Origin of the sequence: Halomonas sp. DP8Y7-3, assembly GCF_019801675.1 — a bacterium.
GTDB classification, from domain to species: domain Bacteria; phylum Pseudomonadota; class Gammaproteobacteria; order Pseudomonadales; family Halomonadaceae; genus Halomonas; species Halomonas litopenaei_A.
The window spans coordinates 83,120-97,369 of sequence record NZ_JAHVIO010000003.1; the positions used below are offsets into that span (position 1 = coordinate 83,120).

Below are 14,250 nucleotides of genomic sequence, written 5' to 3' on the forward strand. Positions count from 1 at the left end.
GTGGATCCAGCTGTCGGGGACGGCGTGTTACGCGATGGCAGCGGCGCCAGCCTTGGCCACCTGGATGTCCTGATCGGGCTTGACCCCGGAGATGCCCACGGCGCCTGCCACCTGGCCATCGATCATGACGGGGACACCGCCTGACATCAGGCCCTGCATGGGCGCAGACAGGAAGGCATTGCGGCCACCGTTGATCATGTCCTCGAAAATCTGGGTGTCCTTGCGGCCGATGGCGGCGGAGCGTGCCTTGGCCATGGCAACGTCAGCGCTGAAGGGCGCTGCGCCATCGAGGCGGCGCAGGCCCAGCGGATAACCGCCGTCGTCGCTGACCACAATGGTGACGGCGAAGCCGTTGGCGTCGGCTTCCTGTTGCGCGGCATCAAGAATGGCATTGACCTGAGACTGGTCGAGGTAAGGCTTGGTCGGCATGGTGGCTCCTGTTGTTACAGTCAGTGCAAAATGTGGAAAATATTTTCGTTTTTAGTCTAGGCGCTCTGGGACTGTCTGACCAGAGCCTCATCGACGATCTCGACCCAGTGGCGCACCGGGGTGCGGTTGGTGGAGGCAAGATGGTTCTGGCAACTGAAGATGTCAGCGCGGTGACGATTCGCTTTTTGGACCATGACACTCCGGGACTGAACACCTAGCCCAGCGCCTCATCGACGATTTCGACCCAGTGGCGCACCGGGGTGCGGTTGGTGGAGGCAAGATGGGTCTGGCACCCAATGTTCGCCGTGACGACCACATCTGGCTTGCCTTCCTCCAGCGCGTCCATCTTGTTGTCGCGCAACTGGCGCGACAGTTCGGGCTGGGTAATCGAGTAGGTCCCGGCGGAGCCGCAGCAAAGGTGGCCATCTCGCACCGGTGTCAGGGTGAAGCCCATCCTGGTCAGTACCGTTTCCACCGCGCCGTTGAGCTTCTGGGCATGCTGCAGGGTGCAGGGGCAATGGAAGGCCAGGCGCTGGTCGGCGCGCACGTCGAGAGTGGTCAGGTCTTCCTGTCTCAGCACCTCGACCAGGTCCTTGGCGGCCTCGCTGACCCGACGTGCCTTCTCGGCATAGTCAGGGTCGTCGGCGAGCACTTCGACATATTCCTTGACGAAGGCGCCGCAGCCGCTGGCGGTCTGGATGATGGCCTCGCAACCGGCGTCAAGGTGAGGCAGCCAGGCGTCGATATTGCGTCTGGCTCGCTCGCGTCCGGCTTCCTGGGCGTTCAGGTGAAAGTCGATGGCGCCGCAGCAGCCTGCCTCCGGTGCCGGGGTCAGCGCGATGCCTAGCCGGTCCAGCACGCGGGAAGTAGCGGCATTGGTGTTGGGCGACAGGCCCGGCTGAACGCAGCCTTCCAGGATCAGCATCTGCCGCTCATGTCGCCGGGTGGGGCGGACGCCTGCATCGACCGGACGAGGCGGCATCTTGCTCTTGAGCGCGCCCGGGACCAGTGGCTTGAAGGTCTGGCCCAGCGACAGCAGCGCCTTGAAGCGAGCAGGCTCGACCAATGCCTTGCGCAGACCGAAGCGCAACGCCTTGTCGGCGGTGGAGCGCGGCACCCGGCGTTCGATCTCGGCGCGGCCGATATCCAGAAGCTTGTGGTACTCGACGCCTGACGGACAGGTCGTCTCGCAGTTGCGGCAGGTCAGGCAACGGTCCAGGTGAAGCCGCGTCTCTTCGGTGATGCGCTGGTCGTCAGCTGGGCTCTCGAGCATCTCCTTCATCAGGTAGATACGCCCGCGAGGGCCATCGCGCTCATCGCCGAGCAATTGGTAGGTGGGGCAGGTCGCGTTGCAGAAGCCGCAGTGTACGCAGCTTCTCAGTACCCTGTCCGCCTCACGCAGGTGAGGCTTCTCGAGATCTTGTTCGGTGAAATGCGTCTGCATGTTGTTATCCGCTAGTCGTGGTCAAGGCTTGCAGCGTCACTGCAGTCTTGCGATGAAACAGGTCGCCTGTGGCAATCGCTTGGCGCGCCAGGGGCGCTTTACCAGTCCGGATACAGCCGACGCGGATTGAAGATGGCGTCGGGATCGAGTTGGCGCTTTACCTGCTCGTGGTACTTGGCGACCACTGGGGAGAGCGGGGTAAAGGGCTCGGCAGCGCCCGGCGTGAAACAGCTGGCATGCCCTCCGGCGCGCTGGACAACGGCGCGTAGTTCATGGGCATCGACCGCGCCTTTCAGCCAGCGTTGGTTGCCGCCCCAGTCGAGCAGCAGGGTATCCGGGGCAACCCCGTCGAGCGTGAGCATGGCGCTGTTGGTCGGCAGACTGATTCGCCATAGCGGCGCGTCCGAGGCCGCAAAAAAGGGCAGTGACAGCTCCTTGAGTTCGCTCCAGAAGCCTGGCTCCAGCGTGTCGCCACCGATCATGCTGGCGGTCGCCTTCACCGAACTCTCACCGCCCTCCAGGCGTACGTGCAGGGCGCCAGCGTGCCAGGCGGCTGCACTCAGCGGCAGTGGCTTGCGGCCCCACTCTGCCAGGCGCTGCAGCGCATCTTGCTGGCTCATCTCTAGACGCAGGCTGGCGCTGGCGGTGGCCTTCGGCAGCACCTTGAGCGTCACTTCGGTAATCAGCCCCAACGTGCCCTGGGCGCCGACCATCAGGCGTGACAGGTCGTAGCCGGCCACGTTCTTCATGACTTCACCGCCGAAGCGCTGCTCACGCCCCTGGTGGTCGAGCACCCGCAGGCCCAGCACAAAATCGCGCACCGAGCCTGCCCAGGGACGGCGTGGGCCGGACAGCCCGGTGGCGATGGTGCCACCCACGGTGGCGTCGCTGCCGAAGTGAGGTGGCTCGAAGGGCAGCATCTGGCCCTGGTCGGCCAGTGCATCTTCCAGTTCAGCGATCGGGGTGCCGGCGCGCACCGAGACAATCAGTTCGACCGGATCGTAGCTGGTGATGCCACGGTGTTCGCGGGTGGATACCGGCGTACCTTCCACGGTGCGGCCATAGAAGGACTTGGTGCCGCCACCTTCGATACGGATGGGGTGAGCGCTGCTGGCCGCTGCAACGGCCTCGGACAGGGCGGGAAGGCCGTCGGCAGCAGAACAGAAAACATCGTTGTTGGACATGCGGGTACCTGCATTCCGGCAAAAGAAAAACAAACATCCGTGCAGTCGCGCTATACGGCGATGACCGGTTCACGAGAACCGAGGCAGCTCTGGATGCGGCAGCATGGCTAGAACCTGGGCAGCTCTGGATGCGGTAGCTCGTTGTTGTGCACGTGCATCGCTCCGAACTCGGCACAACGCGCCAGGGTCGGGATGTTCTTGCCAGGGTTGAGCAGACCGTCGGGGTCGAAGGCTGCCTTGACCGCATGGAAGGTAGAGATTTCCAGGCTGTCGAACTGGGCGCACATCTGGTTGATCTTCTCGCGGCCGACGCCGTGTTCACCGGTGATCGAACCGCCCGCTTCCACGCATAGCTCAAGAATCTTGCCGCCCAGCGCCTCAGCGGTGGCCAGCTCTCCTTCACGATTGGCGTCGAACAGAATCAGCGGATGCATATTGCCGTCGCCGGCATGAAACACGTTGGCCACCTTCAGGCCATATTGCTGCGACAGGTCACTGATGCCCTTGAGCACCCGCGGAAGCTCACGCCTGGGGATGGTCCCATCCATGCAGTAGTAGTCCGGCGACATGCGCCCGACGGCGGGAAACGCGTTCTTGCGACCTGCCCAGAACTTGGCTCGCTCGGTTTCGTCGCGGGCCAGCTGGACATCACTGGCACCCGCCTTGGCGAGAACACCGCGGACGGTCTCGATATCGTCGTCGACGTCGGCCTCGACGCCGTCGAGCTCGCACAGCAGGATCGCCTCGGCATCCACCGGGTAGCCGGCTCGGATGAAGTCCTCGGCGGCGCGTATGGCCAGGTTGTCCATCATCTCTAGGCCGCCAGGGATGATGCCGGCAGCGATGATATCGCCTACGGCGGCACCCGCCTTTTCGACGTCGTCGAAACTCGCCATCAGCACCTTGGCGGTTTCGGGTTTTGGCAGCAGCTTGACCGTGATCTCGGTGACCACGCCGAGCATGCCCTCGGAGCCCATCATCAGCGCCAGCAGGTCGAAGCCTGGGCTGTCGAGCGCCTCGGAACCGATCGTCATGCGCTCGCCTTCGATGGTCATCACCTCGAGCTTCAGCACATTGTGTACCGTGAGGCCGTACTTGAGGCAGTGCACACCGCCCGCGTTCTCGGCGACATTGCCGCCAATGGAGCAGGCAATCTGGGAGGAGGGGTCCGGCGCGTAGTAAAGCCCAAAGGGCGAGGCCGCTTCCGAGATGGCCAGGTTGCGCACCCCCGGTTGCACACGCGCGACGCGAGCGTCGGCATCGATGTCGAGGATACGGTTGAAGCGTGACATGACCAGCAGCACCCCTTGCTCCAGCGGCAGGGCGCCGCCGGACAGGCCTGTGCCGGCTCCCCGGGTCACCACCGGTACGCCGAGCGCGCGGCATTGCTTGAGCAGGGCCTCGACCTGGTCCAGGCGCTCGGGCAGGGCCACCAGCATGGGCAGGACGCGGTAGGCCGAAAGGCCGTCACATTCGAAGGGGCGCAGGTCTTCCTCACGGTGCAACAGGGTAAGATCAGGGGCAACGCGAGAAAGCTCCGCCAGGACTTCCTGCCTGTCGCGGCGCGGCATTGCGCCGTCCAGGCGTTCGTCGTAGAGGATGTTCATGATGCTTGTTCGCCTCAGCTAGCACGGTCGTGCGTACTTGATGGTTATTGTCTGCACTACAATCTGCGTGCTATCGGTCCTGCTGTCCACCAGTTGGTTTGCTGGTCTGACCAGTTGTTGTAGCGCTGGCGCTTCTCTTCCGTCCATGATCAGATCGGCAAACGACTGAACGGCGGACGACACATGGGACAGAGGTGAGGGGCTACGCGGATATGTGGGACCGGGACGAGCGACTCGCACCGAGCAACACCTCGGCGGCGATCGCCGCAAAACTTGAGACGCTGATTCTGGATGGTGTCTTTCGGCCAGGGCAGTTGTTGCCCTCTGAACGCCGCCTGTGCGAGCGGCTGGGGGTTGGACGCTCGTCGTTGCGCGAGGCGCTGGGCACGCTGCGCAGCAAGGGCGTGATCGTGACCCGGCAGGGAAGGGGGTCCGAGGTCGCCCCGCTGGTGGAAGCCCCCCATGCCAGCCCCTTGATGCACCTGTTTCGCGAGCACCCCAGAACCCTGTATGACCTGCTTGAAGTGCGCGCCTTGCTGGAAGGGGAGTCGGCCAGCCTGGCCGCCAGTCGCGGGACCGCCTCGGACAGGGTGTTGATCACCCGGCGCTACCGGGAGATGGCGGACTACGTGAGTGGGACCCAGGACATTGAAGTCGAGCGTCTGGCGCGTCTCGATCACGCCTTCCATCTGGCGATCTGTCAGGCGTCGCACAACCCAGTGCTGGCGCACACGCTGCAAAGCCTGACCGACCTGCTGCTGAGTTCAGTGTTTGCCTCGGTGAAGCACCTCTATCATCGGCCGGATGCACGAGACATGATCAATCGCCAGCACGCCCGTCTGCACCGGGCGGTGGTGGAAGGCAAGCCGCAGCTGGCGCGCAGGGTGGCGCTGGAGCATCTGTCTACCATCGGTGACATGCTGCGGGAGATCGAGGCAGAGGATCAGCGCCTGGAGCGCTCGGCCATGCGGCTGGAAGAGTGGTAAGGGAAACGCTGCATAAACTACTGCGCTCGACATCTCGGCTGCTGGCGGTGCTCAAGATCCTCATTTAACCGCATGCAAAGGAAACACTGCATAAATGCCTACGCCGCCGATTCGCTGCGTTACGCGCTGCTCGAACTCCTCACCTATACCCCATAGGCTCCGGGTTCTGCGCTGCGGGCGCCTGGCGCCTCATGCCGCTCGGCTGATTTATTCAGCGCTTCCTAAACTCCGGTCTTTGCGCTCCGGCAGCTACCGACCTGTCATCGCTCGAAACATTTATTCAGCGTTTCCTAAGTGCCGAGACGACGGCAGACACCTTTCCACGCCGTCGCGGAACCCCTATTCTTCGTCGATGATGCCGCTGACGGTTGCCACTTCCAGCTTGTGGCCCAGGTGGGCCCTGAGGATGTCGCCCAGGCGCTTGCCATCCCGTGCATCGATGGCTTCCAGCATGGCCTCGTGGTCGGCGACCGCCTTGGCCCAGTTGGCTTGTCCCATTTCGACGCTATAACGAATGCGTTTTACCCGCTGGCTCAAGTTGTTGTACATCTCGATAAGCACATCATTGTTCGATGCGGCCAGGATGCGCTCATGAATCTGCTGGTTGACCTCGAAGTAGGGGGCTAGCTCCCCGTTGCGGTAGTGATTCAACATGCGTTGATGCAGCGCGCGAATCTGCTCGACATCCTCATCACTGAGATGTTGGCAGGCCAGTTCGCCGGACAGTCCTTCAAGGGCACCCATGACGTCGTAGGTGTTCTTGACCCCCTGGCGAGTCAGCCTGACGACTCGCGAACCGCGATTGGGCAGGTTCTCGACCAACCCCTCCGACGTCAACACCTTGAGCGCTTCGCGCAGCGGGGTGCGTGATACGCCAAAACTCTCGCACAGCTCCTTTTCGGCAATCTTCTCGCCGGGAAGCAGACTGCCTTGCTCGATCAGGTCGCGTACCCGGTCGGCGACTTCCAGGTAGAGGCTGCGCGGCTGAATCTTTTCCATGTCTCGAGTCCCTGGATCAAAAGGTCGGTGAAGGGTGTCAGCAGGCGATAGCCGGTGGCGTGTGCTGGATGTCATGCAGGATACCGCAGTTGACGGCCACCGTTTTCGGTATTATGAATTCATTATTCAAAGAAAGCGAGTGCGACAGGTGCTGGCAGAGGTTCCATACAACACACGATGTGATGGAGGGGTGATGGCTGGGAACGTATTTCTTGCACAGGTTCAGATTCCGCGGCAGTTGGCGCGAGGCATTCTGGATGCAGCATTCGAACATGCCCGACAACAGCAAATGCCTCCGCTGACGGCGGTGGTGCTGGATGGCGGCGGCCAGCTGGTGGTCGGTGAGCGTGAAGATGGCTGTAGTCCGCTACGCTGGGCGGTGGCCAATGGCAAGGCCTATGCCGCCCTCGGGGTCGGCGTAGCCAGCGGTGTCACCGGAGAGCGTAACGCTCAACGGCCTGCCTTTCTGGCCTCCGTGGCGGACGCGGCACAGGGACGCTTCGTGCCCGTGGCCGGCGGCGTGCTGATACTCGATGAGGAGCAGCGCATTGTCGGTGCGGTGGGCGTCAGCGGTGCATCGTCCGCTGAGGATCAGGCGGCGGCGATAGCGGGGATTCGTGCGCAAGGCTGGCAGGCAGGCCTGCAACCAGGAGACGACTCGGCGTCCTGAGCGGGCTCGTCCCGGACGACCTGTCACAGTGGAATCACGGTGAAAGAGCCGCCTTCTGTGGAAGAAGTGCGCCCCTTTCCCGTGTTCCCGTCGATTCTTGGGTTCATCTTCCTTTTCTCTCTGTATCTGTCTTTTTCCTGTTCCCCACTCTGCTTTTTGCTTCCCGCCTTATCCGCTTGTCTTTTTATCCGCTTGTCTTTTTCTCCACTTGTCTGCCGGCCTCTTCGGCTTGTCTCTTCGGCATCTTCCGCTTGGCGGCCGGCGCCATGGCACCCTTGGTCTAGCCCTGTCAATCTTTAAGTAATTGATATTTATTTAATTTTTTTCGATAAAGCCGAGTTAGGCAAAGACAAAAGTATAATACCTAATTTTGAATTATGTATCCATTCTTCCAGTGGTCCATCGAGAGTTTGCCCCGACTACGCCGGTTGAAGCAGGCGTGACAGGAGCACGCCAGCTCCCGATGCGCCATCCTCCAGGGCGTTATCCCGCGCCCTCCGCCAGACCATGCAGGACAACAACAATTCGGAGTGAGGGTTATGAAACTGCTGAAGACCGTACTGGCCGCTTCCGTGCTGGCGCTAGGCGTCGGCACCGCTCAGGCCGACGAAGTGCAGATCAAGTTTGGCCATGTGGGTGGGCCAGGTTCGCTGTTCGAGAAGACCGCCAACGAATTTGCCCGCCTGGCCAACGAGCGGCTGGAAGGCGAGGCCGAGGTGGTCACCTACGGCTCCAGCCAGCTGGGTTCCGACGAGCAGATGCTCAACAAGTTGAAGCTCGGCACCATCGATCTGTCGCTGCCGTCCTCGATCATGAGCAGCGTGGCGCCGGAATTCTCGCTGTTCGAGATGCCCTACCTGATCGAGGATCGGGAGCACCTCGCCCGCGTCCGCGACGAGGTGCTGCGTGATGTGCTTTACCCCGTGGCCGAAGACAAGCGCTACCGCATCATCGGCATCTGGGAGAACGGCTTCCGTCAGATCACCAACAACGTCCGCCCGATCGTGGTCCCCGAGGATCTCGATGGCATCAAGCTGCGTACCCCTAACGGTGTGTGGCGGGTCGAGATGTTCAAGAGCTACGGCGCATCGCCGGCGCCCATGGCGCTGTCCGAGGCCTTCGTTGCGCTGCAGACCGGCGCCATGGATGGTCAGGAAAACCCGCTGGTACAGATCTATTCCCAGCGCTTCCAGGAGGTTCAGGACTACCTGTCGCTGTCCAATCACGTCTATTCCCCGGCCTATGTGCTGGCCGGTGCCAGCTGGACCCGCCTGCCCGAGCATGTCCGTGAAGTGCTGATCGAGACCGCCGAAGAGGTCGAGGCCTTCGCACTGGAGCAGGGCGCCGCGCTGGACGAAAGCCTGGTCAGCACCATGGAAGAAGAAGGGATGGAGGTGAACGAGGTCGACACCGACGCCTTCGTCGAGGGCTCTCGTGGTATCTACGAGAAGTTCGCCGCCGAGGTGGAAGGGGGTGAGGAACTGTTGTCGCGGGTGGAAGCACTGCGCGAATAACGCCTGTCCACTGCGGCCTTGCCACCCTAGGTGAGGCCGCATCCACCTTCGGAGGGATGCTCTGTGCTTACCACCATTTCCGCGGCCTACCAGAAGCTTCTGGAGGTCATCGTCTTTCTCAATGTGCTGGCGCTGACCCTGGTGGTGACCATCGGGTTCGCGTCACGTCTGTTGGGCTCTCCGTTCAGCTGGTACGACGAGGTCGCCTCCATCGGACTGGCCTGGCTGACCTACTACGGCGCCGCCCTGGCCGCCCTCAAGGGCGCCCACATCGCCTGTCCCAGTGTGATCAACATGGTATCGCCATCCATTCGCCTGCCTATCGCGCTGCTCGCCGAGGCGATCACCATTGGCTTCTTCGTGCTGCTCGGCGTCACCGGTTTTCAGGTGGTACAGATCCTCGAGGGGTCCACGCTGGTGAGCCTGCCCAGCATCTCGGTGCAGTTCACCCAGTCGGTGATCCCGATCGGTGCCGCCATGTTCATTCTCGCCCAGCTGCTCAGGCTTCCCGACGTTATCCGGGCGGCCAAGGGAGCTGGCTTCGTCGATCACGAGCTCGAAGAGGCCGGTGTGCTGGCCGATGACGTGCGCAGCGATGACCCGCCTGCCATGCCTGAAGGTCAGATGCCGAGGAGAACCCCATGATCATCGCGTCCATGTTCTTCGGCCTGATCGGGCTGATACTGATCAACGTGCCGGTGGCCATCGCCCTCGGTCTTGTCGGCGCCCTGGCCACCGTGGCCAGCTACGGCACCCTGGCCTTGCCCAACGTCGGCATGGTGATGTTCGACGGTGCCACCAAATTCCCGCTGATCGCGATTCCGCTGTTCATCCTGGCTGGCGCCATCATGAACGCCTCCAGCATCTCGCGCCGGTTGATCGATCTGGCGTCTGCCATGGTCGGCTTCATCAAGGGCGGTCTCGCCATGGTGACCATCGGCGCCTCGATCTTCTTTGCCGAGATCTCGGGCTCTGCCGTCGCCGGTGTCTCGGCGATCGGCTCGATCCTGATTCCGGCCATGCGCAAGAAGGGCTACTCCAAGGAGTTCGCCGCGGCCATCTCGTCCTCGGCGGCGAGTCTGGCGATCATCCTGCCGCCCTCGATCCCGATGATTCTCTACGCGGTCATGTCCGGCGAGTCGGTGGTCAAGATGTTTGTCGCCGGTATCTTCCCGGGCCTGCTCGGCGCCCTGGGTCTGGCGGCCATGTGCTACTACCTGGCGCGTCGTCACAACCTGCCGGCGGAGCAGAACTTCCAGGCATCGCGGCTGTGGAAGGCCTTCAAGGGTGCCATCTGGGCGCTGCTGATTCCGGTGATCATCCTCGGCGGCATCTTCGGCGGCATCGTCACCGCGACAGAAGGCGCCGCGCTGGCGGTGGTGGTGGCGATCTTCATCAGTGCGGTGATCTATCGCGAGTTCAGCCTCAAGATCTTCTACAAAGCCTGTCTCGACGCCGGTGTCCAGACGGCGGTGGTGATGCTGCTGGTGGCATCCTCGGCGGTGGTCGGTCTGTATCTCACCGAGACCCAGATTCCTCAGCAGCTGGCCAATTCCATCGCCGAGATGACCGACAACAAGTACGTGGTACTGGCGCTGCTGAACGTCATCTTCCTGGTGCTGGGGATCTTCCTGCACTCGGCGGCGGCGATCATCCTGGTGGTGCCCATCGTGCTGCCGCTGGTCACCGCGGTGGGCATTGATCCGCTGCACTTCGGCCTGATCGTGACGCTGAACCTGGCCATCGGCCAGCAGACGCCTCCGGTAGCCAGCGTGCTGATCGCTTCCTGCTCCATCGCCAAGGCCGACATCTGGGCCACCACCCGCACCAACCTGTGGTTCCTGGCGGTGCTGTTCGTGATCCTGCTGATCAACACCTACGTGCCCGCCGTGGCCCTGGCGCTGGTCAACCTGATCTACGGCGTGTGATCGCGACCACCTAAAGGAGAACAATGACATGAGCGACAACGATCAAGGCCAGGTGCACTACCACAGTAAAGACGGCGTCGCCTGGCTGACCTTCGATCGCACCGCCAGTCGCAACGCCATGACCTGGCAGATGTACGACCAGCTCGAGGCTCACTGCGAGACCATCGAGAACGACCCGGAGCTGGTCGCGGTGGTGATGCGCGGCGCCGGCGGCGAAGCCTTTGTCGCCGGCACCGACATCAAGCAGTTCGCCACCTTCGACAAGGGTGAGGATGCCATCGCCTACGAGCGTCGCATCGACCGAGTGGTCGGGCGGGTGGAGCACCTGCCGCTGCCGACGCTGGCGCTGCTGGAAGGCTTCTGTGTCGGCGGTGGCGCCGCCATCGCCCTGGCCTGTGATTTCCGCCTGGCCACGCCAACGCTCAAGTTCGGCATTCCCATCGCCAGGACCCTGGGCAACTGCCTGTCGATCACCAACGTCTCGCGGCTGGTCGAGCACGCCGGTATCGCCCGGGCCAAGCAGGTCCTGATGGCGGGTGAGCTGGTACGCGCCGAGGAGGCTCTGGCCCTGGGACTGGTAGGCGAGGTCGTCGACGCCGAGGCCATCGAGACGACGGTGGTCGAGCGCGCGCAGGCGTTCAAGGAGCGCGCTCCCTTGACCGTGCGGGCGGCCAAGGAGGTGATCCAGCGGGTGATCGAGGCGCGCCGCCCGGCCTTCGACGCCAGCGACGACTGGATCGCTACCTGCTACACCAGCCGCGACTTCAAGGCCGCGGTCGACAAGTTCGTCAACAAGACACCCTTCCGCTGGCAGGGTCACTAAGGCCCTGAGGCAAGGAGACTCACAATGCTGCCACTCGATGGGATCAAGGTACTCGACGTCTCGCAGATCATGGCCGGCCCCTACTGCACCATGGTGCTGGGTGACATGGGCGCCGAGGTGATCAAGGTCGAGAAGGCCAACGGCGGCGACGACAGCCGCCAGATGGGCCCCTACGTCGAGGACGAATCGACCTGTTTCGCCCAGATCAACCGCAACAAGAAGAGCATTTCGCTCAACCTGAAAGAAGAAAAGGGCCGCGAGGTGTTCTATCGCCTTGCCAAGGAAGCCGACGTGGTGGTCGAGAACTACCGACCCGGCGTCACCCAGTCCCTGAAGATCGACTACGACAGCCTCAAGGCGATCAACCCGGGACTGATCTACTGCTCGATCTCGGGCTATGGCCAGACCGGCCCGTCGCGTCACAAGGGCGGCTTCGACCTGGTGGCCCAGGGCATGAGCGGGCTGATGTCGATGACCGGGGAGCCAGGTCGACGTCCGCTCAAGACCGGGGTCGCCGTCTACGATATCGGCGCCGGGTTGACCGCCATCTACTCGATCCTGGCGGCCTATATCCACCGTCAGCGCAGTGGTGAAGGCCAGCACCTGGACATCGCCATTGCCGAGTGTGGCCTGCCCTGGTTCACCTGGGAGGCGGGCGCCTACTTCTCCGAGGGCCGAGTGCCGCAGGCAACCGGCTGGCGGCACCGGGTGTCGGCGCCTTATCAAGCCATGCGCGTTCGCGATGGTTACATGATGCTCGGCTGCGCCAACCAGCGGACCTGGGAGCGTTTCTGCGAAGACGTCATCGAGCGCCCCGAGCTGATGGTCGACGAGCGCTTCGCGACCAACCTCGATCGCGGCGCCAACGTCGAGACACTGGAAGCCATCCTCGAGGACATTCTCGGGCAACAGGATCGCGCCTACTGGCTCGAACGCTGTGACGCCGCCGGGGTGCCGGCCGGGCCGATCAACGACTTCGACCAGGCCATGCATGACGAACACTACCTGGCCCGCGAGATGGTGCTGGAAGTCGATCATCCCACCATGGGGCGCATGAAGACCCTGGGCTTTCCCAGCAAGTTCTCGGCGACCCCGTTGGCGATTCGCCAGCCGGCGCCGCTGTTTGCCCAGCACACCGATGAGGTGCTGGGGGAGATCGGGCTGGCAGCAGACGAGATCGACGCGCTGCGCCAGCAAGGCGCCGTGCGCTGACACCTCCCCCTCGTTCGGCAGCGAACATCTGATAGGTCGCTGAACCGGTGGGGCGATGTCGCCATAAAAATTGCATTCATTATTACGAATTATTCCAAGAGGGGCGCGCTTGCTCTTGGCGCCCGAACCGCTATCCAGGTGCTGCCCAGTGCGACGCCTGGCCAGGAGGCCTTACATGCTGAATCTCGACTATCATCCCAGCGGACGTCACTTCCTCCAGATTCCCGGTCCTTCGCCGGTACCGGATCGCATCCTGCGTGCCATGAGCCTGCCGACCATCGACCATCGTGGTCCCGAATTTGGTGCGCTGGGGCGCGAATTGCTGGGCAAGGTCGGCAAGATCTTCAAGACCGATGGCCCGGTAGTGATCTACCCGGCGTCAGGCACCGGGGCCTGGGAGGCGGCTCTGGCCAACACGCTGTCTCCAGGAGACCCGGTGCTGATGTTCGAGACCGGGCACTTTGCCTCGCTGTGGCAGCGCCTGGCGCGTCGCCTGGGGCTGGAGCCTGAGTTTATCGGTATGCCTGGCGCTGAGGGCTGGCGCCATGGTGTCGATGCCAACATGATCGAGGCACGCCTCAAAGAGGACACCGAGCACCGGCTCAAGGCGGTCTGTGTGGTACACAACGAGACCTCTACCGGTGTGACCAGTGATATCGCCGCGGTGCGCCGGGCGATCGATGCCGCCGGCCACCCGGCCCTGTTGCTGGTCGATACCATCTCAGGGCTTGCCAGCGCCGACTATCGCCACGATGAGTGGGGTGTCGACGTCACGATCTCCGGCTCCCAGAAGGGACTGATGCTGCCGCCGGGCATCAGCTTCAACGCCATCTCCGACAAGGCCCTGGCCGCCAGTCGCGAATCGCGGCTGCCCAAGAGCTTCTGGGCCTGGGACGAGATCCTCGAGGCCAATCAGGGCGGCTACTGGCCCTATACCCCCAATACCAATCTGCTCTATGGCCTCAACGAGGCCATCGACATGCTGCTGGACGAGGGGCTGGATAACGTTCTGGACCGTCATCAGCGCTGGGCGGCGGGGGTGCGCGCGGCGGTGAACGCCTGGGGACTCGAGATTCAGTGCCAGGACCCCGAGGTCTACTCGCCGGTGCTGACCGGCGTGGTGATGCCGGAGGGCGTCGACGCCGATGCCGTGCGCAAGCTGATCTACGAGCGCTTCGATCTGTCGCTCGGCACCGGGCTTGGCAAGGCCAAGGGACGCATGTTCCGTATCGGCCATCTGGGCGACTGCAATGACCTGACGCTGATGGCGACCCTGGCCGGCTGCGAGATGGGGCTGAAGCTCTCTGGGGTGAGCCTCGCCGGCAGCGGCGTCGAGGCCGCCATGGCGTACTTCTCCGAGAACCCGGCGCCACACGTGGCCCGCCTGGCTCGCGATTGAACCACCATCCGCCCGCCGGCGTGCGTTGACGCCGGCGGTCCAGCCAGGTTGCTGA

At 63.2% G+C, this 14,250-nt stretch carries 14 protein-coding genes; 8 read left to right on the top strand and 6 right to left on the bottom strand.

The window, feature by feature from the left end:
* Nucleotides 1-27: 27 nt before the first annotated feature.
* The 5 genes from KUV86_RS02765 to glcD form a co-directional block, all read right to left on the bottom strand.
* Entirely contained in the window at nt 28-429 is a 402-nt protein-coding gene (locus tag KUV86_RS02765) for a heme-binding protein (RefSeq protein WP_206939898.1), read from the bottom strand.
* 56 nt (nt 430-485) lie between these two features.
* Nucleotides 486-623, bottom strand: coding sequence for a hypothetical protein (locus KUV86_RS02770; protein ID WP_222483495.1), 138 nt, complete (start codon nt 621-623; stop codon nt 486-488).
* 20 nt (nt 624-643) lie between these two features.
* Nucleotides 644-1,873: a glycolate oxidase subunit GlcF gene (gene glcF, locus KUV86_RS02775; protein WP_222483496.1), complete on the bottom strand. Its 1,230-nt coding sequence runs from the start codon at nt 1,871-1,873 to the stop codon at nt 644-646.
* 98 nt (nt 1,874-1,971) lie between these two features.
* Nucleotides 1,972-3,057 carry a glycolate oxidase subunit GlcE gene (gene glcE, locus KUV86_RS02780; RefSeq protein WP_222483497.1) on the bottom strand — a complete coding sequence of 362 codons (1,086 nt, stop codon included), beginning with the start codon at nt 3,055-3,057 and terminating at the stop codon, nt 1,972-1,974.
* A gap of 107 nt (nt 3,058-3,164) precedes the next feature.
* The gene (gene glcD / locus KUV86_RS02785; RefSeq protein WP_222483498.1) at nt 3,165-4,664 is read right to left on the bottom strand and encodes a glycolate oxidase subunit GlcD; all 1,500 of its coding nucleotides are present in this window, start codon (nt 4,662-4,664) and stop codon (nt 3,165-3,167) included.
* A 212-nt stretch (nt 4,665-4,876) separates the two neighbouring features.
* On the opposite strand from glcD, the gene glcC reads away from it, so the two are divergent.
* Nucleotides 4,877-5,650 (top strand): transcriptional regulator GlcC, encoded by a 774-nt coding sequence (gene glcC / locus KUV86_RS02790; protein WP_206939891.1) that lies wholly within the window; start codon nt 4,877-4,879, stop codon nt 5,648-5,650.
* A gap of 339 nt (nt 5,651-5,989) precedes the next feature.
* Here the strand turns inward: glcC and KUV86_RS02795 are convergent, their stop codons facing one another.
* Complete coding sequence (locus tag KUV86_RS02795; protein ID WP_206939889.1) at nt 5,990-6,649, bottom strand: GntR family transcriptional regulator; 660 nt, start codon at nt 6,647-6,649, stop codon at nt 5,990-5,992.
* 193 nt (nt 6,650-6,842) lie between these two features.
* On the opposite strand from KUV86_RS02795, the gene KUV86_RS02800 reads away from it, so the two are divergent.
* The 7 genes from KUV86_RS02800 (at nt 6,843) to KUV86_RS02830 (ending at nt 14,195) form a co-directional block, all read left to right on the top strand.
* Complete coding sequence (locus KUV86_RS02800; RefSeq protein WP_222161712.1) at nt 6,843-7,319, top strand: GlcG/HbpS family heme-binding protein; 477 nt, start codon at nt 6,843-6,845, stop codon at nt 7,317-7,319.
* A 539-nt stretch (nt 7,320-7,858) separates the two neighbouring features.
* Nucleotides 7,859-8,833: a TRAP transporter substrate-binding protein gene (locus KUV86_RS02805; protein ID WP_206939885.1), complete on the top strand. Its 975-nt coding sequence runs from the start codon at nt 7,859-7,861 to the stop codon at nt 8,831-8,833.
* Between the two features lie 63 nt (nt 8,834-8,896).
* Nucleotides 8,897-9,478 (top strand): TRAP transporter small permease, encoded by a 582-nt coding sequence (locus tag KUV86_RS02810; protein ID WP_206939883.1) that lies wholly within the window; start codon nt 8,897-8,899, stop codon nt 9,476-9,478.
* The gene (locus tag KUV86_RS02815; protein WP_206939881.1) at nt 9,475-10,761 is read left to right on the top strand and encodes a TRAP transporter large permease; all 1,287 of its coding nucleotides are present in this window, start codon (nt 9,475-9,477) and stop codon (nt 10,759-10,761) included. Before KUV86_RS02810 ends, KUV86_RS02815 begins: the two co-directional genes overlap by 4 nt.
* A 28-nt stretch (nt 10,762-10,789) precedes the next feature.
* The gene (locus KUV86_RS02820; RefSeq protein ID WP_222483499.1) at nt 10,790-11,584 is read left to right on the top strand and encodes an enoyl-CoA hydratase/isomerase family protein; all 795 of its coding nucleotides are present in this window, start codon (nt 10,790-10,792) and stop codon (nt 11,582-11,584) included.
* Nucleotides 11,585-11,608: 24 nt separating this feature from the next.
* Nucleotides 11,609-12,796, top strand: coding sequence for a CaiB/BaiF CoA transferase family protein (locus KUV86_RS02825; RefSeq protein WP_206939877.1), 1,188 nt, complete (start codon nt 11,609-11,611; stop codon nt 12,794-12,796).
* A 175-nt stretch (nt 12,797-12,971) separates the two neighbouring features.
* Nucleotides 12,972-14,195 carry a pyridoxal-phosphate-dependent aminotransferase family protein gene (locus KUV86_RS02830; RefSeq protein ID WP_222483500.1) on the top strand — a complete coding sequence of 408 codons (1,224 nt, stop codon included), beginning with the start codon at nt 12,972-12,974 and terminating at the stop codon, nt 14,193-14,195.
* Nucleotides 14,196-14,250: the final 55 nt, after the last annotated feature.

Bases quoted from the DNA above. Each gene is read 5' to 3' on its own strand.
- KUV86_RS02765 (WP_206939898.1), bottom strand. From the start codon at position 429: ATGCCGACCAAGCCTTACCTCGACCAGTCTCAGGTCAATGCCATTCTT.
- KUV86_RS02770 (WP_222483495.1), bottom strand. From the start codon at position 623: ATGGTCCAAAAAGCGAATCGTCACCGCGCTGACATCTTCAGTTGCCAG.
- glcF (WP_222483496.1), bottom strand. From the start codon at position 1,873: ATGCAGACGCATTTCACCGAACAAGATCTCGAGAAGCCTCACCTGCGT.
- glcE (WP_222483497.1), bottom strand. From the start codon at position 3,057: ATGTCCAACAACGATGTTTTCTGTTCTGCTGCCGACGGCCTTCCCGCC.
- glcD (WP_222483498.1), bottom strand. From the start codon at position 4,664: ATGAACATCCTCTACGACGAACGCCTGGACGGCGCAATGCCGCGCCGC.
- glcC (WP_206939891.1), top strand. From the start codon at position 4,877: ATGTGGGACCGGGACGAGCGACTCGCACCGAGCAACACCTCGGCGGCG.
- KUV86_RS02795 (WP_206939889.1), bottom strand. From the start codon at position 6,649: ATGGAAAAGATTCAGCCGCGCAGCCTCTACCTGGAAGTCGCCGACCGG.
- KUV86_RS02800 (WP_222161712.1), top strand. From the start codon at position 6,843: ATGGCTGGGAACGTATTTCTTGCACAGGTTCAGATTCCGCGGCAGTTG.
- KUV86_RS02805 (WP_206939885.1), top strand. From the start codon at position 7,859: ATGAAACTGCTGAAGACCGTACTGGCCGCTTCCGTGCTGGCGCTAGGC.
- KUV86_RS02815 (WP_206939881.1), top strand. From the start codon at position 9,475: ATGATCATCGCGTCCATGTTCTTCGGCCTGATCGGGCTGATACTGATC.
- KUV86_RS02820 (WP_222483499.1), top strand. From the start codon at position 10,790: ATGAGCGACAACGATCAAGGCCAGGTGCACTACCACAGTAAAGACGGC.
- KUV86_RS02825 (WP_206939877.1), top strand. From the start codon at position 11,609: ATGCTGCCACTCGATGGGATCAAGGTACTCGACGTCTCGCAGATCATG.
- KUV86_RS02830 (WP_222483500.1), top strand. From the start codon at position 12,972: ATGCTGAATCTCGACTATCATCCCAGCGGACGTCACTTCCTCCAGATT.